Annotated in this window: 15 protein-coding genes; all 15 read left to right on the top strand. The window is 62.7% G+C overall.

Annotation, left to right across the window (positions count from 1 at the left end):
• Window positions 1-215 precede the first annotated feature (215 nt).
• The 15 genes from AB0O58_RS25900 (at window position 216) to AB0O58_RS25830 (ending at window position 22,262) form a co-directional block, all read left to right on the top strand.
• Complete coding sequence (locus tag AB0O58_RS25900; protein ID WP_366238996.1) at window positions 216-689, top strand: hypothetical protein; 474 nt, start codon at window positions 216-218, stop codon at window positions 687-689.
• A 301-nt stretch (window positions 690-990) separates the two neighbouring features.
• Window positions 991-3,501 carry a hypothetical protein gene (locus tag AB0O58_RS25895; protein ID WP_366238995.1) on the top strand — a complete coding sequence of 837 codons (2,511 nt, stop codon included), beginning with the start codon at window positions 991-993 and terminating at the stop codon, window positions 3,499-3,501.
• Window positions 3,502-3,608: 107 nt separating this feature from the next.
• Window positions 3,609-7,394 (top strand): hypothetical protein, encoded by a 3,786-nt coding sequence (locus AB0O58_RS25890; RefSeq protein WP_366238994.1) that lies wholly within the window; start codon window positions 3,609-3,611, stop codon window positions 7,392-7,394.
• Between the two features lie 284 nt (window positions 7,395-7,678).
• Window positions 7,679-8,128, top strand: coding sequence for a hypothetical protein (locus AB0O58_RS25885; RefSeq protein ID WP_032373207.1), 450 nt, complete (start codon window positions 7,679-7,681; stop codon window positions 8,126-8,128).
• Window positions 8,129-8,244: 116 nt separating this feature from the next.
• Complete coding sequence (locus AB0O58_RS25880) at window positions 8,245-9,690, top strand: hypothetical protein (RefSeq protein WP_366238993.1); 1,446 nt, start codon at window positions 8,245-8,247, stop codon at window positions 9,688-9,690.
• A 19-nt stretch (window positions 9,691-9,709) separates the two neighbouring features.
• Window positions 9,710-11,395, top strand: a complete 1,686-nt coding sequence (locus AB0O58_RS25875) for a phage tail tip lysozyme (RefSeq protein ID WP_366238992.1) — start codon at window positions 9,710-9,712, stop codon at window positions 11,393-11,395.
• A 143-nt stretch (window positions 11,396-11,538) separates the two neighbouring features.
• Complete coding sequence (locus AB0O58_RS25870) at window positions 11,539-12,585, top strand: hypothetical protein (RefSeq protein WP_366238991.1); 1,047 nt, start codon at window positions 11,539-11,541, stop codon at window positions 12,583-12,585.
• Between the two features lie 3 nt (window positions 12,586-12,588).
• Complete coding sequence (locus tag AB0O58_RS25865) at window positions 12,589-13,311, top strand: hypothetical protein (RefSeq protein ID WP_366238990.1); 723 nt, start codon at window positions 12,589-12,591, stop codon at window positions 13,309-13,311.
• A 190-nt stretch (window positions 13,312-13,501) separates the two neighbouring features.
• Complete coding sequence (locus AB0O58_RS25860) at window positions 13,502-14,161, top strand: hypothetical protein (protein WP_366238989.1); 660 nt, start codon at window positions 13,502-13,504, stop codon at window positions 14,159-14,161.
• 69 nt (window positions 14,162-14,230) lie between these two features.
• The gene (locus tag AB0O58_RS25855; protein ID WP_366238988.1) at window positions 14,231-15,469 is read left to right on the top strand and encodes a hypothetical protein; all 1,239 of its coding nucleotides are present in this window, start codon (window positions 14,231-14,233) and stop codon (window positions 15,467-15,469) included.
• A 68-nt stretch (window positions 15,470-15,537) separates the two neighbouring features.
• Window positions 15,538-18,177: a relaxase MobL gene (gene mobL, locus AB0O58_RS25850; protein ID WP_366238987.1), complete on the top strand. Its 2,640-nt coding sequence runs from the start codon at window positions 15,538-15,540 to the stop codon at window positions 18,175-18,177.
• Between the two features lie 142 nt (window positions 18,178-18,319).
• A complete protein-coding gene (locus AB0O58_RS25845; protein ID WP_366238986.1) occupies window positions 18,320-19,771 on the top strand; it encodes a hypothetical protein in 1,452 nt (483 codons plus the stop codon).
• Between the two features lie 162 nt (window positions 19,772-19,933).
• Complete coding sequence (locus AB0O58_RS25840; protein ID WP_032373201.1) at window positions 19,934-20,545, top strand: hypothetical protein; 612 nt, start codon at window positions 19,934-19,936, stop codon at window positions 20,543-20,545.
• A 110-nt stretch (window positions 20,546-20,655) separates the two neighbouring features.
• Window positions 20,656-21,600, top strand: coding sequence for a hypothetical protein (locus AB0O58_RS25835; protein ID WP_052061383.1), 945 nt, complete (start codon window positions 20,656-20,658; stop codon window positions 21,598-21,600).
• A gap of 89 nt (window positions 21,601-21,689) precedes the next feature.
• Window positions 21,690-22,262: a LysM peptidoglycan-binding domain-containing protein gene (locus tag AB0O58_RS25830; RefSeq protein ID WP_366238985.1), complete on the top strand. Its 573-nt coding sequence runs from the start codon at window positions 21,690-21,692 to the stop codon at window positions 22,260-22,262.
• The last annotated feature ends 253 nt before the right edge of the window (window positions 22,263-22,515 follow it).

Here is a 22,515-nt window from a genome sequence, read left to right as displayed (position 1 = left end):
GGGATCCAGTGTTTCGGTCATCGTCGATCCTTCCCACCAAGCTGAGCTCGGCGTGTCGAACCAAGGACCGGATCAACCGTTATTCAGACAGTCCCACCGAACGGACGCGAGGCAACCCCTTGTGCCATTGAGGATGAAGTGAAATGCGACATCGTGACACCGAAGGGACGGGACGAGAACATGAGTAGGACCTCGAACGCGGAGCTGGTTCTGCGATGACCACAGTGATGCGAGAGTTGTGGACCAGTCGGCGGACCTTGCTGCTGACGGTGGTGGGGGCCGTTCTGGTTGCCGTGGTCGGTATCGTCGCGCTGCTCTGGCTGCTCGGTCGGGGAGCCGACTCGGCCGACGAGGCTGCCGGCATCGACAAGATGCTCGATGCGAGACCGGTGAGCGAGGGCATCGCTGCTGCTGGCGGTAGCTGTGAGGCCTCGGGTGCGATCGACCGCCGGAACTGCACCCTGGAGGGAGTGCAGTTCCAGCTGGCAGAGGGAACATGGGTTCGGCAGTCAGGAGAACGCGAACGTGAGTGCAGCCAGGGGCAGGCCTCACGCGATACCAAGGTGCTGACCAATCGAAGTTGGATGATCTACGCGGACGACGAAGCACAGCTAGACAAGGTGCGAGGGTTGCTGGCGAGCAAAGCGGTGCCCTCCGAAGTCATGGGCTACTGCGACTGGGATCAGTGATTGAGCGGTCGCAGGTGGATACCTGCGACCGAGAACGTTTCGGCTCCGATCGACTCAAAAAATCGACACAGAGAGCCTCGCTGCAATTTTGCCTGCAGCGAGGCTCTCTGTGTCGTAGCAAGCGGTGTCTCCCACTAGCCGGATCATAGTTCTCGGGATAGTTCGAGAAATTAGACAAGAAAGTATCGAAGCCCCATATTAGGCCTGTGAACAGGTACGACATAGCTTCGTGAGCCGGTTGCAGAAAAACTCACCGTGTTAGACTCGACCCAATTATCGACTCTAGGGTGGGATTGCGAAGATGGGCCTGTTCAAGCGGAGGAACGACGCTGACATCGACTACTCCATCTTCGGTATCGAGCCGGACACTGCCGATGAGACCGACGCGGATGTCGACGGTGATCTCTGGGGTGAGTCATGGGGTAAATCGACTCGCGGGCAGGAAAGTCCACTCGGCCAGATCGACGTCGCAGACGATGCCGGGCGCCGTCCGTCAGTTCCAGCCACCGAGGACATCGATTTCGAGGACGTCCTCGGTGACGAGATCTTCAATGTCGTCACCGAGGACGTGCAATCTCGGGTGGAGAGCCTGCGCCGCGGAGGGCAGGAGCCGCACGGAGCGTCGCCGAGTCGGCGATCCGGTCGTTTCAGCACCAGTCGCCTCGACGAGATCACCGCAAAGATCGCGGCGGAGCAGGCAGCTAAGGCCGATGACGCCTCCTTCGACGTCGAAAAGATGTCGAAGGAGCAGCGCAAGCTCTACATCGAAGCCCTCGGAGAGTCGCTCGAGCTCTACGCCCATCTGGTGGCCATCAAGCCACGAGAGCGATACGTGTTCCGATCCGACTACTACGAGATCGACGGCACGGGGGCCGTGGCCTGCGTTCTGGCGCTCTTCCATCGCGACGAAGCACGCGACGAGTTCCCGAATTTCTGGGGGGTGAGCCGGATCCCCGCGGACCTGCCGGAAGGTGTGTCGGCGATCGTGTTCGAGCAGATCGAGCGAAAGGACGAGAAGTGGGTGGAGGGCGCGCTGAAGCGAGCTGACAAGCTCGATCGACTCGAAGAGCGTGAGCAAGCCGACGGCGGCACGATGAGCACGAAGCGGACCGCAGCCAAGGCAGCAGACGATCTGTACAGCACGGTGGCCGAACTGCAGGACGGTGCATCGTACTTGTCGGTTCAGAACCGACTCCTGCTCCATGCGCCGAATCTCGCGGCGTTGGACCTGGCGATCGACAAGCTGGCCCGCCAATACATCGACGCGTTTTCGTCTTTGCACGCCGCGCCGTACCACGGGGAGCAACGGCAGGAGCTTTCGACATTGTTTGTGCCCAATCAGGACAAACGAGGCGACGGATTCCACATGACCTCGACGGAGTACGCGGGGTCGTACTCGCTGGTCACCAATGGGCTCAGCGATCCTGCCGGCGAGTTCGTCGGTCAGATGGGCGGGGACTTCAACAACTCCGCAATCCTGTTCGAGGTCGATCGTTGGCTGCATCACGTGGTCCTGGCCGATCAGGGGCTCAACCACGTCCTAGACCGCGCCCGGGTGATCGACATGTGGGGGAGCAAACTCAGCCAGGCCGCACTCTTGAACAACCACCGGGTCGTGCATCTGGTGTTGAACGGGGCCGAGTTGGAAAAGCTCGGGCCCCCGCTCGAGAAGCTGACCGCGCGGTTGGACATGACGCGCGGTGACGTGAACATGTTCGAGCTGTTCGGATCACGCGAGGATCAGCTCAGTCTGTACGGCATCCATCTGACCAAGTTGGTCCTGATGGCTGAACAGGCCTTGGGCGCAGGAGATCCGGCTGCGATCTCGATCATTCGCAGCGAGCTTAAGGATCGATTGACCGAGTTTTACATCGATCAGAAGATGTGGGCACGGTCGGCAGAGAAGAACCAGGAGAAACTTCGGTTGGTCGGTCTCGATCACAACGAGGTCCCCCTACTCCAGCACTTCGTGCCGTACCTCGACACGATGCACAAGAAGCTGCTCCAGCAGGGCAACCAGGACGCCGACGCACAACGCGCGATCAAGACGCTGCAGGGCGTGTTCAAGGACATGCTGCATGCGAACTCGGACTTGTTCAATCAGCCGACGTCCTCCGCGATCAACTCGGCGATCTCAGCGCGCAGAGTGATCTACGACTTCTCCGGACTGGTCAATCGGAGTAAAGGATTGGCGATGGCACAGCTGGTCAACGTGGTGGGGTTCGCCGTCGCCTCGTTGAACGAGGGAGACGTCCTGCTGATCCATGGGGCCGACCAGATTGTCGACGATCAGGTCCAGGAGTACCTGGTGTCACAGTTCGAGCGACTGTTTCGACGGGGAGCTCGTGTCGGATACCTCTACGAGAATCCCGACGCGATGTTGGCGAATCAGCGCTTCAATCAGTTCGAGCGAGCCGACTACACGGTGCTGGGCCCGATGGCGAAGGAGACAATCGCCAACTACGAAATCGCATTGCACACAGCAGTGCCGCGCGAGCTCAAGACGCTGCTCGCGGCAACCGACCTGGCGATAAATTACCTACGGCGCGGTGCGGTCAACGTGGTGTTCAGTACGAAACTGAGCCTGGGCCTGAAGATCGCTGCAGGACCCGCCGAGAGCGGCGAGAGCATCGCGGCGCGGGTACGCGAAGTCGATCGAGCCAAGAAAATTGCTGCCAAAAGCGAACTCGCAGCACTGGAGCGGGCCGAGGAAGAGCGTGCGAGGGAACGACGTGAGGCGATCGACGGGCACCCCGCCCGCGACGGAGGCAGGCCCTCAGGGCAACTGTCGGCGGATCGGACCAGCAGATGAGAGCGAGTACAGCTGCAGCGCCGGGCGTGCAGGTTCAGGGAAGTGATCGGCGCTCGCGTCGAAGTACAGGGACGACACGACGGGGACGAGGTTTCACGATGGGGGAGGTGACGACATCTCGAGCGTGCGGTCGCAGGCTGCTGGGAGGCCTGGTGGTGGCCTTACTCACCGCCATGGTGGCGGCCGGCCTGATTGCATCCGCCGGCACGGCCAACGCGGTTCCAGCCGATGCCAGCGCAAAATACGGGCGCGGATACACCGAGCTGGCAGAGAAGAACATCGCCAAACTTTGCCCAGAGAGCGGAGCCGACAGCGGGTCGAGTTCCACCGACGAGGCCACTGCCGATCCTGGACTCGACGAGCCGATCGTCGGCGGGACAGGCTGCTCGATAGAGGACCCGGCGCTCTGGGAGGCGGTCGGTGTCTGCGCGGATCCTGAGAAGAAAGCCGAGCCGGATCCGGCGAAACTCGACGAGGCCGACTTCATCAAGTGCATGGCGGGCAAGGGATTCGGTAAAGAAGAGAAGGAGGCCGAGGACAAGGCTGCGCCCGGCGACGAGGCCGTTGCGAACCTGTCACTCGCTCGTCTGAGCTCGTCTCTGACCAGCTTCTACGTCAACGCGTTGTCGCCACTGGGCGCAGGCAACTCGTCTGGAGATACAGAGGCAGCCGATTCGGAAATCGAAGGTGCGGCCGGTACGGAGACCAAGGAAGGTCTCGACGCATGGGAACCGATTCTGAGCCAGCCCGGCAGCGCCGGATCTTTCGTCGGCAGTCCAGACAGAAGCAAGCAGGAAAGCACGGATTGGCTGTTCAGTGCTGCGGATGCGGCCAATGTGTCCAGCGTGAACTATTCCGCGTTCAACAGAGACAACCCTGAAGCGAGGGGGACAACCGCAGAGACGAACGCACCAGTGGACGGCGGCGTCGAGGGATACTTGCTCTACGGCGCGATGCTCTCGGGCATGGGCTTCGATACGGTGATGGCCGCTGACGGCGGTGCTGCGGCCGGGCGCGGCCTGTCCGGAATGCTGATGATGGCGGGATATGCCGGAGCCGGGTTCGTCGACGTCGCGTTCGATTCGGTGATGTCAGTTCTGCAGTGGACCAACCCTTTCCGGTTCATGGTCGACGCGGTCAGTGACAACACCGACCCCAGCTTCACTGCAGGCATGGAGGGCAGCGCTGAGGAACCACCTGGTGCCTTCGATGGTTTGCGTGAGTTCTTCGGTCAGATCTATGGCGCGATGGTCGAACTCGGCTGGATGGTGACCATCCCGATGTTCATCGCGACAACGGTCGCCGGGATGCTGCTACTACGCAAGTTCGACAGCGGCAGCAAGATGAAGGCTCTGATCATCAGGATCGCCTTCCTCGTCGTCGGCCTCCCGTTGCTGGGAACGAGTTACACCGCAGGTCTGGACGCGATGAAGGGTGCCTCCGGAGACGCCGCCACCGCACAGTCCACGAAGGTGGTCCTGAGCACGTACGTCGATTTCGAGGCCTGGGTCAATGGGCCTCGACTACAGCCACCGACAACCGCTCAGAGTAGGGGTGAGTTCTGGTGGAACGAGGACAACGACGCCCCGAACGGTGCCACCGCTGCGGTGGCTCGCAAACTCGCGTTGAGCATCAACGCCGGAAACAGGCCTGTGTGGGCAACCTTCGGGGAGGACAGCTCCACCTCACCCAACGGAAACGACACGAGTTGGGCGACGTCGGTCAGCGGCAGCAGTCCGACAGGAGGCACCACAGGCTCCGCTGACGTGAGTGATCCGAACGTTTTCACCTCAACCATGGAGTTGCTCAACAAATTTCGCAACGGTGACACCGTCAGCGCCGGCGGATTCGAGTCGAGCATCAAAGCGGGCTTGATCCAGGAGATGGACAAGTACAAAGGGACGCCGCTCGAGCAGGAGACACGAGAGACGATCGCATCGTGGTTCCAGGACCTGTCGTCGCCGGAGGCTTTGCAGGCGATGACCGGGACCGATGTGGGGAAGATGAAGAACCCGCTCATCGAGGTGGCACCGGGCGCGAGTTTCAAGGCCGAAAGGGACCCGAGCAACGACTACTCGATCATGACATTCGCGAAGGGCGACAGCAGTGGTGCGTGCCTGAATTCGACAGTGGTCAGTCGAGACTGGGATGGCAAGGCGGACAGCGAGGCTCGGACGAAGTGCAACATGTCTCCACTCGCCATGTACAACTACCTGAACACCTCGTTCGGGCCGACTGGCATGCAGGTGTACACGCCAGGTCAGACGACCAGCTCGTGGGCGCGCGAAGCGCATGCCAGCGTCACTGCGATCGGCACTGGACCGGCGCAGTTCATGTATTGGTTCTCGGCGATGACGATGCTCTTGTCGTTCACGATCATCGGCCTGGCCTACGCGATGATGATGATGATCTCGTCCCTCAAGCGAGGTATTCAGCTACTGGGATCGGTACCGTTCGCAACGCTCGGTTTCGTCGCTGGTATCGCGAAATGCGTGATCTACACGGCCGCCATGTTCTTGGAGATCCTGGGCACGATCTTCATCTACAAGGTTGTCCAGGAGCTCATCGTCGTCGTGCCGACCATCCTCGAACGGCCGCTCGCCGAGAGACTGACAGACGGAGTGTCGGAAGGGACGAAGGTCGCGGCAGGAGCCGGTGCCGCCGGATTGCTGAGCCTCGCTGGAGAGAACAACCTTCACACAGTCGTGCTGATCATCACTTTTGTCAGCTCATTGGGCCTGATCATCTTCACAATGATGGCGCTCAAGATCCGGAGGTCGTTGCTCGACGGCGTGGACCAGGCGGTAACCCGGTTGGTCAACAAATTCATGGATACCCAGGCGTCCGGCGGTATGGACCCGGGCCAACCCGGAGCACTGCGCCAGGGCGTTGCCCGCGGGGGCGGTATGGCCGCCACCTCGATGCTGATGGGCGGAGGTGGTTTCGGCGGTGACGGCGGCGGCGATGGCGGCGGTGGAGACATAGGCGGAGATTCGGACGGAACAGGACCCGACGGCGGCGGGAACGGTACACCGGGCAAGCCCGGGGCCGGTGACGGCTCGATGAGCATGGACAAAGACGGAAACCTTGTCGACGGTACGGGCCAGTCGGTCACCGGCAGCGGAGGTCAGCCGCTGACAGCAGCAGACATGATGCCTATCGACGCCAGTAGCGGCAACGTCCACGACGGCACGGGTGCACCGATTCTCGGCGAGGACGGCTCGCCGCTGAGCGCGGACGATGTCGCAGGGTTCGACGGACAAGGCCGCATGCTCGGCGACAACGGCGAGGTGCTCACAGACGCCAACGGTCAAGAGCTGACGAGCCAGCCCGCTGCCGCAGCGGCATCGCGACTGGCGGGAGACCGAGCCGTAGCAGCGAGTGTGCTCAGTCGCGGGCTCAGCGACTTCCCCACCGGTGCACCGGCAGGATCCCCGGCGGGAGCGATTGTTCCTGTGTCCCCGCAGAATCAGCCGGCCGCCTTCGATCAGAGTGGACAGACTCGTCAGGTCGGTGGGCCTCTTCGTTCGGACGTCATCGCCAATGGCGGGGACGGCGGCAACAGTTCGGCCCTCAGCCACACCGCGGCGCTCACCGCGTCCTCGATGGTCTCGCAAAGACTCGCGGGCCCGCCGCGGCGTAGGCCGCCGGAGGCCATGGGTCCGTCGGGCAAGGGCGCAGCGCCATCCGGGAACGGCCACGGCGGCGGGGGCGGCGGTCAGACAGGCGGGCAAGCGCCGCAGCGGCGGGGCACGGGTACAGGATCGGCGATGACCACAGCGGCGATGAGCGCGGCAATGCATAACCAACGGGGAGACAGTCCAGCACCTCGACCCCCGGCCACCGGCGAACGGGGCGAGGGCCCTCCGACACCGCGGCCGCGGGAGAACTGATCTCGACCTTCTCACGTCGAGCGCCATGGTGCCGGTCCGTTCACCGGGCTACCGCCGTCACGAGTAGGCCGGACCGACACCGCAGGTACATCTCGATAAAGATATTTGTCGAGAGTTATTCTCGACAAGGATATTGACGTCCTCACCTGGACAGAGGGCTGATATAGTTTTTATCAGGGAGTTATACAGGCGCGATCCGAGTCGCCGACACGGATACGTCGGTGACGTCACCAAGACCACAGACACGACCCCGGCACTGTCCGGCGGACAAGGAGAGATCGCGGATGAGCTTCATGCAGATGGTGACTTCGGCCGAGAGTGCTGGATCGACGTTCTTGGCGCAGACCGGCGCAGACGAAACCGGCGGTGGCAGCAGCGGCGGGGACTGGGACCTCATCGAGTTCTTCACCAACGGACAGAGTTACGCAGAAAAGGCCGGCGGCGCGTTCCTGGGCCTGGTCGGCGTGTTCTGCCTCTTGTTTGCCGCATGGAAAGCCTTCCAGAAGCTCACCAACGAGCAGTCCCGGGAGAGCTGGGGCAAGGTCATCGCACTTATCGCACTCGGTGGCGTGCTGCTCTTCGGTGGCTACCAGTTGATTGCCGATCTGGCAGAGGGCGGCAAGGACACCGTCGACAACTTCGGGGACAACGGTGGCGGTGCGATCACCGTCTCCCAGGGTGCCGTCGGGCCGAGCCTGCTCGATCTCGGCACCGGAGTTGTGGCTCAGCTCTAGGTCTGTGACGGAAAGCGAACCCCTGAACTTGCACCCATGTGGACAAGTTCAGGGGTTCGCCTGCTTTGCAGCGGTTCTGCGAGAGCCGCGAAGAGAAGACACTTGAGGGGTGAGTGATGGCCAATTCGACGGAAGAAGTTTCTGTCGTCGGCGACGAGACGCGGCTCGAAAGCTTTCGGAGAGTGTGGAAAACGTTCTCCGATCGATTCAAGCTGGGCTCGCACTACACGATCGAACGGTTCGGAGTGATCGTGGCCGCATTGTCGGTGTCCGGTGCGTTGGTTATCGGAATGACGGTGTGGGGCGCTATCAGCGCAGGTAACACAGTTCTTGGCCAAACCGCGCTCTACACAAACAGTTTCGTCGCGTCGCGGACCGGCGTGCAGGGCACCGTGGAACCGGTGTACGTCAACCGGGAGCGCAACAGGGCGCTCGTTCTCATGAAGTTCGAGATCCCCTCCCAGATGAGTTCGGACGCTGCGGACTATTACGTGTACGGGACTGGCATCGAGGGCGGTCCAGCAGGCGGCCCGACCAAGCTCGAGACGCCGTTGGCCGGCGCGGTGTACTCGTTCGCGAACACCGGATACCTGGGAATCATCCTCGAAGCGCCCGATGGTTTCGCCTCGCAGTTGATCAACTTGACGGTGCGTGCGCGCAAAGAACTGATGACACCTCTCAACCGCCCCAAGGCGGCAGGAATGGACAACAGTTTCATCGAGCACGACCAATGGCGGATCGTAGTGAACCCTGGTGCAAGTGGCGCAACTCCTTTGCGCGCGTTGGATTCCGACCGCATACCTGAGCCCGAGGACATCTTCGCCGACGCAGTGACGTGGAGGAACGAACAGGCCAAACGCAAGGTGCTCGACGGCAAGTTGGCGGACATGAAGACGCAGCTGACGCGGATCTCGAATTTCACCTCGATGATGGCCCAGACAAGTGTGCAGGTGGGCGACGATCCCAGCGTGCGCCTGCTCCCGCCGGCGCTGCCGTCCTCCATCGACGGCGACTCGATCACGGGTATGTCGTCGACCGAACTGCGCAAGGCGCTCTCCGAAAAGCCCGCAAGCGAGGTCGAGGGTGTCGGATCGAAGACAGAGCGCGCCAGGCTGCTCGACACGTTCTCCAACGGCTACTGGGTCAACGGGTACACCCTGAACTCGCCGGGGGCGATGTCGGGCGGCACCGACTTCGACTGGAGGCAGCGATCTGTGGCCGACGGCTACTTCGAGACACTCGGTGCCCGGGAGGGCTCGATCAGCGAGTATCTGGCCACACTGTCGAGCCAGCCGATCCCGTCGATGAGCTCACGGGATCTGCGGTGGCCGCTGAGCAACGGCCAATCGATCAACGACCTGCGGCCCAAGGACACCGCCTCCAAGCCATTGATCGAGCTGCGGAACAACGCGATGACCGCCTACGACAACTACTTCACGCTCAAGCGGTCATATCAAACTGTGGATCTGCTCGAGTTGCTCGTGATGGAGCAGACGTTGGACCAAGTGGCATCAGGCTCGACTAAGGCGTCGGGTCCCACAACGGCGAGCTTCCGTTCGTGACCGCGGCGTTGGTGCGCCGATGAGCAAAGGCGATATGCCGCCGGTACAGCCGCGGCGAGACGACCAGGGCTCGGGAGAGGACGACAGCGGAGCCAAAGCGAGTGAGGCTGCGCTGAGTAAAGCGGGCGCGGCCACGGGCAGTGGCGCACTCTCTGGTGCGGGGCTCGCGATGAATGCCGCGCGGGGCGGTTCTCGATGGGTAGGCGCCGGGGTACGCAAACTCGCTATGGCGGGTGTCCAAGCGGGAGCAAAGGTTTCAGGTCTCACCGGCGGGGCGCTCTCGGTAGGCGCAGGCACGGGCGTCGCAGTGGGCGGTAGTGGGTTGATATTGGCTTTGGTGTTGTCTCTGGGCGGACAGGTCATCGATCAGAAGGGACAGCGGCGCGAGTCGCTGAGCGAGATCTGCCAGGAGTTGACCGAGTCTCCCACGACACGGGCACGCAGCGGTGATGCTGCGACCGTCGACGCGAGTATGGAGGAGCAGGCCAAGAAGGTCTACTCGGTTCTGAGCTACGCCGGAATGAACGATCAGAACATCGCTGGGGTGCTCGGCAACTTCCAGACCGAGTCCGGCATCGACCCGACGTCGATCCAGAACATCTTCGACGAGCCGTACAAGGTCGGGCCGAAGAAGCAGAGCAAGATCGATGCGGGTGGATTCGGAGGTAACTCGACTGGTCTGGGTTTGGGCCAATGGACAGGGTCCCGCGCGCAACAGCTGCTCGATTACGCCAAGGACAAGGGCGGTGACTGGCACGACATCGAGATCCAGCTGGCATTCGCGATGAGTGAGGACTCGGGGGCACCGATCTTCAAAGACATGATTGCTGGGAAGAATCCCGGTGCCGACGATCCTGGCGACGCTGCCTTCTACTACCTCGACGAGTGGGAGAACCCAGCAGATCAGGCCCGGGGTGGGGCCAACGATGTCACGCGCCGCGAGCAGGCCGGAATCTGGTACGTGAAAATGAGAAGCTGGTCGGCTGACAGCTCGCTTGGGTCGTCGGTTCTGGCCCTTGCCGGGCAGACCCAGCGAACGGCCGACAACAAAGCACTCGTGGCGGAACTGCTGAACTGCCCGGGCCTGAGCGGAGGCGGCGGCAGCGCCGGTGGAGGGAACAGTTCAGCGGCCGAAGCGATGGTGTCCTTCGCGTGGCCGTTCCTCGACGACAGCCGAGGAAACGACGGCACGGACCTGTACATGTATGTCCACGACCAGGTGTACACGGGTGACCCGTACTACGCCAGCTGCGACCGAGGCGTCGGCTCGGCTGTGCGCTGGAGCGGAACCGACGACGCGTTCCCTCCCGGCCCTGTCAGCGCCCAGGAGCAGTACGTCAACGGAGAGGGCCGGGACAAATGGGAGAAGGTCGGATCCGCGATGAACGAGGCCGATCTCAAGCCCGGTGACGTGCTGATCGCCCCGAACCACATCGAGATGTACGTGGGCGAAGACGCGGTGAAGAAGGTGTGGCCGAACGAGTCGGACCATGAGCCAGACGCCGTCATCGGGCATGCCTCGCTCAATGACAGGTCTCCGGCGCTCGACAGTTTCGGAGCGATCAGCGATGACGGCCGCAGTTTCGTCGCCTACCGGTCCAAGAGCAAGGAGACGGACTCGGAGTTCACCGACGTCAAAGCTCCCGCCGGGATGAAACCCGGAAAGGGCGACAAAACAGCGGCGTCCACGACCCCGGGCCCATGAAAGCAGTGCGGAGCCAGGCGTCGACTGGGTTTATCGTGATATTCTCGGGTCCCGGTTAATAGGCGCTCTCACCTGCACCGATAACGACTTTTGAAACTAGTAAGAATTACTTTGAAAATACTCCGAATGAGAGGATGTTCTCCATGGACGAGGACACGCCGACCGAAAATCGCGGGACCGAACCTACCGAGAATTCGGCACATCGCCCCGAGGCGGGCATGGCCGATCGCATGCGCAAGGCCCGTGAAGCATCCCAGAGAAGCCGGATCGACGACGCGCGCAGGCGGGCACCCAAGGCCTCGGTGATTCGATACGCCATGGTGGTCGTTCTCGCTGTCGCAAGCCTGGGCATGGTTGTGTACTTCACCGGCACGAGTTCCGCGCACGAGAGCGCCGTGCGCTCGAATCTCGCGGAGATCAGAGAGCTGGAGAAGGCGCTCGCCGAGTCCGAGGTCGCTGCCGAGTCGGTGCCCGATGCAGATGAACTGCGGCCGGCGTTCAGCACTGCAGCGGCCAAGGGCGAGGAACTCGCCACTCTGCAGAACGAGATGGGCGGCCTGAACTTCGAGGTGCGTGACCGCAGTGCGGCTCTCGGGGAATACGGGGGTCTGGTCGACGAGGCAAAGAAGTACTTCACCACCGGCTCTCTGAGCGGCGGCGCTTTCCTTCCGCACGGACAGTGGTATCAGCCGCACGAGCCGGGGAAGAACGAGAAGGGCCAGGCAGCCTGGATTCGGGTGTCGGGAGACAGTTGGGAGTGGCGCTCGATGCCGACCAAGACGGTCGATGGCTCGGGCAGCATCACTGCGCTGTGGGAGGCCAGCTTCGTAGGCGGAGAGAACGACGGAATGCTGCTTGCCTGGGTGACCGGCAAATTCGACCCGCAGCGTGGCGAGTTCTACGACATGAAGCGCGGCCTCACCACGGAGGGCAATGCGCGGCTCGGGGCAACGACGAGTCCACCGGAAGGAAGCACGGAGAAGTCACTGGTCGCCGCACCGAACGAGAAGGATTTGATCGATGACGCCCTGAGCGCGACGCCAACGACAGGATCGAGCAGGAGCACCGGAACCACCAGCGCCACACCTACTCCCACGCCCACCGGCACGGCGGGCTCGACCACAACTCCGGCGCCGACGGATGCGCAGGACCCCGAGATGGCCGACCCCGGCTTGGACGGAGTGAACTGAGCGATGAGTAACCAGAAGAGCAGAACCGCGGGGAGCTTTCACGCCGACGCGTCGGACTCAAAGCAGGAGCGGTTCCGTAAATTCCTGATGCGCAACGCGCTTGTGATCGTGACGGCGGTGGTCTTCGTGACGGTGTATTTGGTGCTGGGCGGGATCTCATCCGACCGAGACGCCGACCTGGCCAGCCAGAGGTCGGAGATCCTTTCGCTCCAGGGGCAACTCTCGATGAATCAGGACCAGGTGCACAGCGAGCAGGGAGCGGCGGTCGAAGAGGCGACCAACGGCCTCGAGATCGACCACAAGGATGACGACGATCAGACCATCACAGAGTTGATGAGGCGTGCCCTGACATGGAAAGGCCTCAGTGAGTACCTCGATCAGCGCGACGAGGTGATGAAGACCTACGGATTCGCCGAAGACAGTCAATTCATGCAGGTGTTCATGCCGGGGGAGGACCAGGGTGCGCAGCGTACGGCCCCGTCGGGCAAAACATACGGCGCGTTCGACAAAGACATGAAGAGCGAATTCGTCTCGCTCAACAGCTCGGTGACCAGCGTTGCCGGTGATGTTTACGGCTACTTCTCGATCGTCGAGATGCGTGTGGCCTCCGGCTCCGGCGCATCGAGCTCCACCGCCTTCGTGTCACTGAGCTACGACATGATCGACGGCAAGCCAGGAAATCTCGACGCGTACACAATCCCTGGAGGGGTCCAGCGGTCAGGCTAGAAAAGTCGTGAAAGAAAGTCCCGAGTCTGGACAATCAGGGAAACGCCGCAGGTAGAACTCATGTTCACCTGCGGCTTTCTTAATGATAAGATTTATTCCAGATAATAGTCTGCAAGGTACGCAGGACGGTCTTGGACCGCCGACGAGGGACCGTGGTTCACGCACGGCCGCGGGAGGACGAGGTAGGAACATGACCGCGAAGAACAAACGCAGAGACTCCGGATCCGGAGCGAGCGACGCTCGTGCCGAGATCGGTGTCGCGCTGGGTGAGATTCGTCAGAGCGTGGCGCGGAACGCTGCCGCGAGGCAGGAGGACCTGGGGCCCCTCGGCCTCGCGGTGGTAGACGCGGGTGCCCCGGAGTGGACCGTGCGCGCACACAATCGCCTGGGACACGTCGGCGGTTTCATCTTGTTCGTGTGCCTGATGGTGATCGGATGGCCGCTGCTCGTGGTGTTGGTGAGCACGCTAGTGCGCATCGTAGGCGTCAACGTGGTCACCCGGATTCCGGCATCAGTGCTCGGCGAACTAGGTGTTCCGGTCGAACTGGCGGCCAGCACCAGCGACCGCTTCTTGTTCACCTGGGTAATTCCCGTGGTCTTCTTCGTGCTGGTACTTGCGGGGTTGACGTGCCTCGCTCTTCGACGCGTGGTCCTGTGGTCGTGGGAATGGACCCGTCGACTCGCACTCGGTCTGTTCGCCGGATACGGCACCACTGTGCTCGCGGACAGACGTGATCGCCGCGCACAGAAGATCGACAGCGACAGCGCGAAGGCTGCTGGTCGGAGACAGCGAGCAGGGGACGACAAGGCGCACGCGGCCAGGGACACTGCCGCTACCGCGAACAGGTGATCGGGGCGGTGCCGCCCGTCGACCAGGCCGGAAACCTTCTGAAGTCAGCCGTCACGAGGAGTACGCAGTATGGACAAGCCCATCAAGCTCGCAGGATTTTCGGCAGCGACGCCTTTGGCCAGACAGCTGGTTGCCGCGAACCCTGCCGGCATGATCAGCCTCGAGCAGATCCCCATGCTCGCTGTGTTCACATTGCAATCGACGACGTTCGACTATGTCGGTCACCAGCACGTACCTCAGCTTCGCCTCATCGGTCGTTTGGACCGACTCATTCCGGAAAATCCACAGGAGATGCCCTACAACATCGGTGAGATCGGGCTCAACGAAGAAGAGTCGATCAGGATTGTCGGGGACTACCCGTTCAACGCGGAACAACTCGCGACGCTGCTCGACAAGGGTATGTACATGGACGGTTTCGGTCCGCCGGAGAAGTTGGCGGGCCTGCCGTTCGAGGTCGACACCCGGATCGATCTTCGGATCCTGCCGCCGAATCAGGAAGGCGCGCCGCCGTTGGCGATCGCGGACCTGGCACCGATGCGCTTTTTCGACATGCGTTTCGAGACGTCAGGATACGAACTCGCTGAACAGTTCCCGGACCATCGAGGCCCGCTGATCGAGGCCGGCAAGATCACGGGGCACGAGGTATTGGGCGTTGATCAGGAACTGACCTCGGAACAGGCTGACCTGGCCGACTTCTCCTTCGGCAGGGCAGGAGAGGCAGGCGATCCGAGGATGACTGCCGGCTCTGCGAGCAAGAACCTCGTCGAGCGGCTCACAGCACTGTTGGACGTCGACCTGGATGCACCGAGGGCGTTGCGCGGATTGCGTGAGGATATGCGGGCGGTGCGGTCACGGTCCGATCGTGTTCGCGCGAATCTGTTGTCTCCCGGACTGGCCGACGATTCTATCGAGAGTATCCCGCTGGCGACCGACAGGTCGACCACGAACGACGATGAATTGGGCAGGGCCGCAGCGCAGTTGGAGAACATCGACCTCGACGACCTCGATTTGAGCGGCTTCTCACTCGATGACGACTCGCAGGATGACGACACCTCGCTGCCCACGCTCACGCTGTCGACACAGGACCCAATCGTGGCGTCACTGATTGCAGAGCACGAGGACAACGGATTCTCTTTCGGCGAAGCAGCAGAAGATGATTCGGCGATCAAGGCCCGCAAGGCCCGACAGGCCCGCGAGGCGTCGGCGCGTCGGGCCCGCCAGAATCAGCAGACCGAGGCGACACATCACCTGTCCGAAGGAAACGCCCCTCGGACGACGGACCACGACGGCCCGCAGCTAGGCGGCTGAGTGCCCGAACGGGGCTGACACCGAGCATATTTCGGTAGCAGCCCCGTTCTTAGTAGCGAAGGACACTGATGGTGACACTGAAGCAGTCGATCATCGTGGTCAACGAATACACGATCAAGACCGATACCGACAAGACCGGCGGCACCCGTGGAGGTAGCCCTGGTGCCTATGTCACGCGGTACATGGCGCGAGAGCTGGCGACCGAGCCGATTGCGCCTGTGCAGCGCGCGAGTCTGGATACCTTCGTCACCAAATACATGGCGAGAGCGGATGCGGTCGAATCCATGCTTGCCGACCACCGAACAGGCGAAGCGAATATTGCCGGCGCGGAACGTACCTCAGGATACGACGCACCGACGCTCTCAGGGCGACGCATCCAGCGCAGCGCCCGCAGAGCGATGGAGAAGGTGCGACGAGCAGTCACCGGAACGGGGAGAGAGCAGGTGGGCCCGGCCGAATTGAAGTCGGAGTTCGCTGCAGCGCAGGGCGACGGCGGTGTTGCCTTCGGACACAACGGAGTTTCCCTCAGCCACGAGCGCCTTCACGGCGACGCCAAGCAGATCCAGGATCTGTTCGACACCGGCCACACCGTGATGAAAACCGTCCTGAGCTTCGATCACGATTACCTGCTCGAACACGGGCTGGTTCCGGCGAGCATGGAAGTCGATGCTGGCACGGGAACTGCGCGCAGAGGGGCGTATCGAGGTCAGCTCGACCAACTCAAACTGCGGCTCGCGGTTATGGAAGGGCTTACCCGAATGTGCCGGGTAGGGGACTTCTCGGACCTCAAGTACGTCGGGGTCATTCAGGTCGACACCGCTCACGTCCACGTCCACCTGGCGATGGCGGATGCGGGTGCCGGTCGCCGCGCGGGCGACGGCACGCAGAAAGGAAAACTCACTGCGCGGGAGATGGGGCTGCTGCGCAGTGGGCTACATTCGTCCCTCGATCGCCATCGCAGGATCGAACACCTCTCGAGCGCCGTCGGATACCAGCGCCGCAGTGTCAGTGCGTTCGTGCGCCGATGGGCATACGAGTCCCTGAGCGTGAGCGCCCGGGCACAGTTCGTTCTCGCGTGCCTTCCCGAGAACCGAGCACTGTGGCGAGCTTCGACAAACAGCAAGGAAATGTCGAAGGCCAACAGGCTCGTTCGCGAGTTGGTCGAGGACAACCTCGCACAGCCGGGTTCGCCCATGCCGGAGGCACTGACGCAGATTCGAGAATACGCAGAGCAACGACGGACGAAGGAGGGGCTGAGCCGAGCCGAGCACGACCGACTCGTGGCCAATGGCCGCGAACGGATCGTGCTCCAGGCAATGAACGGGGTCTACTCGGTGCTCTCGGCCGTAGCCGATGACGAACTGAGCGTGCAGACGCCGATGATGCTCTCGATGAGCGAGGACCTGGGTCAGTTGGTCGAGCAGATTTCCGCAGAGCAGCTCGACGCGACGGCCTCGGGCCGCCAGGTTGCAATGAGCGCCGGGCACTTTGCACTGCGGCTGCGCGCATACACCGAGAGATTGGACCGACACAGCACGCTTCGGGAGCAGATGCTGCTCAAGGCGCGGTCCTGGGAAGAAGCTGCCGCGGTCGGCCGCACCGCGCCAGGGTCAGAGGCGATGCATCGCTTCTATCTCACCGAGGCCGACTATCACGGGCGATGCGTGAGCAAGTACCAGCACTACCTGGACATGGGAGGCGCGCGGTTCTCGGAATGGTCGCAGCAGTGGCAAAAGGTCGAGGCGTACGGACGCAAGCTCACGGGTTTGCGGGCGCTTCGCGCGGATAGATCGATCCCCAAGATGAACGACCCACACGCGGCCGAGAAGGTAGGCCGCGAGCTGTACGGACAGGGCGGCGGCGCTCGCTTGGCCCAGAAGGGGGCCGAAGGCAAAGCTGGACGGGCCGTCATCGACGGACGCCTGGAGCTGATGGCCCGTCGTTACTCGACGATGGTCGACGATCTGGTGGAGTCATGGCGCGTCAGCGGGTCGGCGATTCGCGTAGCGACCGTGGAGCCGGGCACTGTCGCCGAAGCCGGCCAGATGCTGCTCACGGGCGGCGCGCCCGACGGGCCTGCCCTCGACATACATGAACCAGGAGCTCACGTGGTGGTCTCGGCCCTTCCCGAGCACCGATTCGAGCTGGTCAAAGGTGTCGATATGCACGAGCTGGGACTTGATTGGAACAAGGACCAGAAGGTCGGTCCGCGCACGGCCGCCCGATTCGGCAATGTGGCCGAGTCTCGCAGCATCGTTGTCGAGGCTGCCGAGGAATGGATGATCGCTTCGGGACAGAGCGCCGAGGTCGCAGCCGAGCTCGGTACTGCCATGGCGGACATCGACTCTATGCGGGAGCACGCTCGACAGATCCGTTCGAGCGGTCTACTGCCGTCGCTGCTGGCGACGGCAGCCGACAAGACGCGCAGACTTCGACGACGTATCCGAGCAGAAGTCGATGCAGTTACTGCCGCCGAGAACAACACCGCGGGCCGCGATGCCGATCAGGAGGCTGCCGCGAACGAACAAGTTCGTAGCGATCTCGAGACGCTGCTCGTAGAGCAGTCCCGGGGCCGCAAACCCAAACGCAGAGGCACGACAACACGGATCGACACCGGGCTCGGCGGCGCGATCAACGCGTCGATGGAGGTCGCGGTACGCGAGTATCGGCTAGACCACCCCGACGACGGCCGGGATCCGCAACTGTGATCGGCGCTGACACCGAAAAGCTCTGTGCCGCTGCGGTGGACAAGGTGCCCGATCCACAGCGGAGTGACCGTCGACATCGACTGTCGACGCGGACTGAGGGACCGACCGGTTCCGGCAAGTGTCGAGTGAGGGAGGCGTACAAGTGGCGCGAGTGAAACAGACCGTGGTGGCCGTGGTGCACGGCAACGACGACGGCAGCGGTGTCGATGTGGAGGTGTACCCCTACGCCACTGAGTCCGCGACCGGCCGAAGCGCACAGCAACTGCTCCAGTCGTGGCGACCACAGCCTGGAGAGCTCGACGACTCGTCGCGGGTGGGGCGGCGTATCCATGCGCTTCAGACCGCACCGGGCCATAGCCGCAATCCACAGGACCGCGCAGCAATGGGCTTTTTGACGCGTGCCGTCGAACCGGACTTGGCGTGGGCTCGAGCGATGTCCGGCTCGACGAACGCCCCTGTGTACGACGCCGGCTACGAGTACGAAGTCGGCGAGGTTCTGCTGTTCGACGCGGAGGTCGACACCGAGCGTCTCGAGATCGATTGGAGTACCGCTGTCCCTCATCCCTCCACGAGCCCAGAGACGATCCCGTATTCAGGCCAGGTGGAGCGCGTCGATGGAATTGTCATCGACCCCGAGGCGTGCCGGGAGCGACGGCATCTGGTGACGATGACAGACGAAGGCACTCTGTGTCCGTTCAACGAGGCAGGACAGCTCGTCGTCGGCCTCAGCGATGAGGAGAAGCACGACTACGAGGTAGCGGATCGCTCGCAGATCCCGCACAGGGGTCCGCTGCTGGTTACGGTCGATTTCGGCAGGCCCGTAGGGGCGAACCCGCGGCTGCGGGCCGAGCCGGCCGATGCTGCCATCGGGAGGGGCGCACTCGTGAGATTGGAGCCGACCGACGGGGTCCGTTTTCGACCCGCCGATCTGGAGGCGCTGCGCCTGGCGGCCGGAGATCAGCAGGTACACATCACCGATCCCACAGGTGCAACGGTGGGCGCGGTGTACCTGGTGGAGGCCGACTACGGCACGGAGCTCGTGAACGGCTCGGTGATCTTCGACGGATTGGGTGCGTCCAATGCTGCGGACAGCGGACTTAGCGTGAACATGAGCGGAGTTCGCTTTGCGAATCACGCTCAGGCTGTTGGTGATACGACTCGAGGATCGGCGTTCCTCGGCGGAAGTGTGTCGAGCAGTCGACGTCAGGGAGCAGGCGCGGTGTACTCGCATACGACGATCGGCGGCCGGGAGGAAAGTCTGGAATCGGCGCTCGACCTCGCGAGCCCGAATCGGACAGCCGACTCGAAGTCCGGTGGTCGTAAAGCGCTCGCGGCAGTCCAGTCCCGTACTGCTTCTCTGGTGCGAGCACATGGCCCGACAGTAGTGGCGGCCACCCGATCGAAGCTGAAGGATCCGGCTGTTCAGGCGGTGCTGCGGAATACGTTGATGACCGCGGTGGAGATCGGACTGGCGGGTAAAGGCGGCAGCTCGATGAGAATCGCACAGGCTGCAAGCACGGCTATGCGAGTAGGAGACATGGTCGCGACAGCACAGACGAAACATGGCGGAAGTAGCGCGGGATTGTCGAGATGACCGAACGCATGCCAATTTGACTCTCTCGCAACGCTGCTCCGAGCCATGGACCGATAAAGTTTATCGGACTATGCTATTAGTATAGAGCAGCCTAAACCGAGAGGGATCGCCCGCGGCACCTCTGTCCGGGTGACAAGTCTCGACATCGAGGGGACATCAGACATGGCATATCTGCGAGGCGGTTCCACCAAGAGCGTGGTTTTGGTCGGGAAGCTGTACGACAACGCAGCGTTCGAGGGCAAGCCCAAGGACGACGGCACGGCGACCAAGAGCGGTCAGTTCGTCGATTTCGAGATCGCGCGCTTCGTCGACGCGAACGACAAGAAGGTCAACGACAACCAACCACCCCAGTTTCAACCCAGCCTGCGCAATACCAAGTCGAAGACTCGCGAGAACACCTTCGACAGGGGCGTGGCGTACAACCAGGACGAGTTGGCGAGTTTCCTCGCGGCGGCCGGACCGAACGTCGAGAACATCCTCAACCACAACACGGGCGCGCAGGTCGGCAAACTTATTGTGCTGCAAGCCGACTTGTTGCCGAGCAAGGCCAACGACGGTCAGTCGTACCTTCGTGTCAACCACAAGAGCGCCGTACCGATCAGCGGAATCGAACTCCCGGAGAACGTCCGTGAGGCCCAGTTCGAGGGGATCCAGAACGACATTGCCGGTCTGCAGGCCGAGAAGAAGGCCAAAGACGATGCATCCAAGGCCCCCGAGACCGAAGCAGCCGTGAGCGCACCGGCGGCCGAGAAAGACGCCGTTCCGAGCTTCTGATTCGTCTACATCTCCCGACAACGGGCACGACACAGGCGCGGTGAGGGCAATCCCACCGCGCCTGTGTCGTTGATTCCGAAGATTTCACAGAACGAAAGCGAGGAACACCGATGGCACCAGCAGCAGTCGCTCTACCGCTGATCGGCAAGGGGGTGGCGGCAGGCGTGGCCAGTTTCGGGGCAAGCAAGGTCCTCGGAAAGATGTTCGGCGACGACGAAGACGAGACTCCGACACCCGCCGCGCCGGCACCCGCTCCCTACGGGCAGCAGTACGCAGGACCGAACCCGTACCAGCAGGGATCACCGGCAGGGCAGATGAGCCCTGCCGGTCTGCAGCAGCCCGCGGCAGCAGGTATGGCGGGGGCGGGCGGAGCGATGATCACAGCCGCGTCGCCCGTCACTGCGCCTGCCACCGGAACGCCCGGTACCGAAACCCGAGAGCAGGAAGACGGGTTCCTCGAATCCGCAGGCAAGGTCCTTCTGGCCGCAGGTGCCGGTGGCATCGCGGGCTTCGCGCTCAAGAACAAGGAAGCTCAGGAGGACGGTCTCGAAGGTGGAGCGAAATTCGCCGAGATCGCCAAGGGCGTTCTCGCCGGAGCCGGATCCGGCGCGTTCACCAAGATGGGGTACGACGCGATCCAGGAGGAAGGCGGTGGATTGAAGGCCGGTCTGAATGGCGGTATTGCCGGAATGCTGGCCTCGACACTCAAGGACGGCGGGCCCGGATTGGGAGCGAGTTTCGCAACGGCGTTCGGTGCTGGCGCGGTGAGCAATCTGGCCCACGACAAGCTCGAAGAGCACGGCAGCAGCAAACTCGCCGACGCGGTCGCAGGTGGCGGTGTGGCCACCGGTTTGGGATATATCGGCCTCGGCGACGGCAAGGCCGCAGGTCTGCTCGGACTTGGTGGTGCCGGCGTGGGCACCGCACTGGGCGCGCTCGGCGATTCCGGAGGCATGTCCGGCATGGTCACCGAGGACGGCCCCTTGGACAAGTTGAAGGATCTCATCGGAAACGATGCTGCGCCGCAAAAGAATTCAGAACAACAGCTCGACTGAACGACTCTCGACAGATGCGGATGGCGCACTGACACCCGCCCGCAAAGCCCGACACACAATCACAAGGTCACTGACACAAGGAGAATGACATGGGACTTCCCAATCCGATCACCGCGGTCGGCGCAGGACTGGAAAATATCGGCAAAGGCTTCGGCGGTGCCGTGACCTCGAGCAACGATTGGCTCGAAGATCGCGCCAAGGATGTGGTGCGTGGCGATACCTTCGGCATCCAACGCCGCGAAAGCGAGGATCTGCGTAGAACTTTCGACGAAAAGCTCGGCGAGAGCAATTCAACGCTCGCAGATCTGCGTGAGCAGATCGAGAAGACCGGGCTCACCGGCAAGACCGGAGGGGCGGAGATGACCAATGCCGCCACGTCGTCCGTACACGGGGAGACCTCGTCCACCGGTGCATTGGCAAAGAGCCTCGACGCCTCGTACACGGTCGCCGATGGCGACACACTGTCGGGGATCGCCGAGGGCAAAGGCAAAAGCGTGGAGGAGCTGCTGGGGCTCAATCCCGAACTGGGCGATGGAAACCTCATCCATGCGGGACAGGAGATCAAACTCGACGGCCTTGTGGCCCAGGAGTCCCCGGCAGCGCAGCCCGAGCCTGCACCGGCTCCCGCTGCCCCTGCTCACGAGGTCGGCTTCCAGACGTAGGACTGGCGTACGGCGTGTGGCCGTAGTACCGACTCACTCAACACCCCAGCGGGGCGAACCGCTGGGGTGTTGTGCGTTGTTGTACGACACACCAGAGGTGACGTCACAGGCCTGTCATGACGGGGGTCGAGACCTCATTAGTTCCACCCTTAGGAAGTCGGAATTTGTCAAGGTGAATGAGGCCAGTGGGTGTCAGGCGGCGGCCTGATCGGCCGGGTCGGCTGGTGTGGCGGGTTGGTTGATCCAGGCGTCC

It is taken from the genome of Rhodococcus sp. NPDC080181 (assembly GCF_040702225.1).
Lineage (GTDB): Bacteria > Actinomycetota > Actinomycetes > Mycobacteriales > Mycobacteriaceae > Rhodococcoides > Rhodococcoides fascians.
The sequence above is the reverse complement of the archived record's forward strand: the minus strand, read 5'-3'. Positions and strand labels throughout refer to the sequence as shown.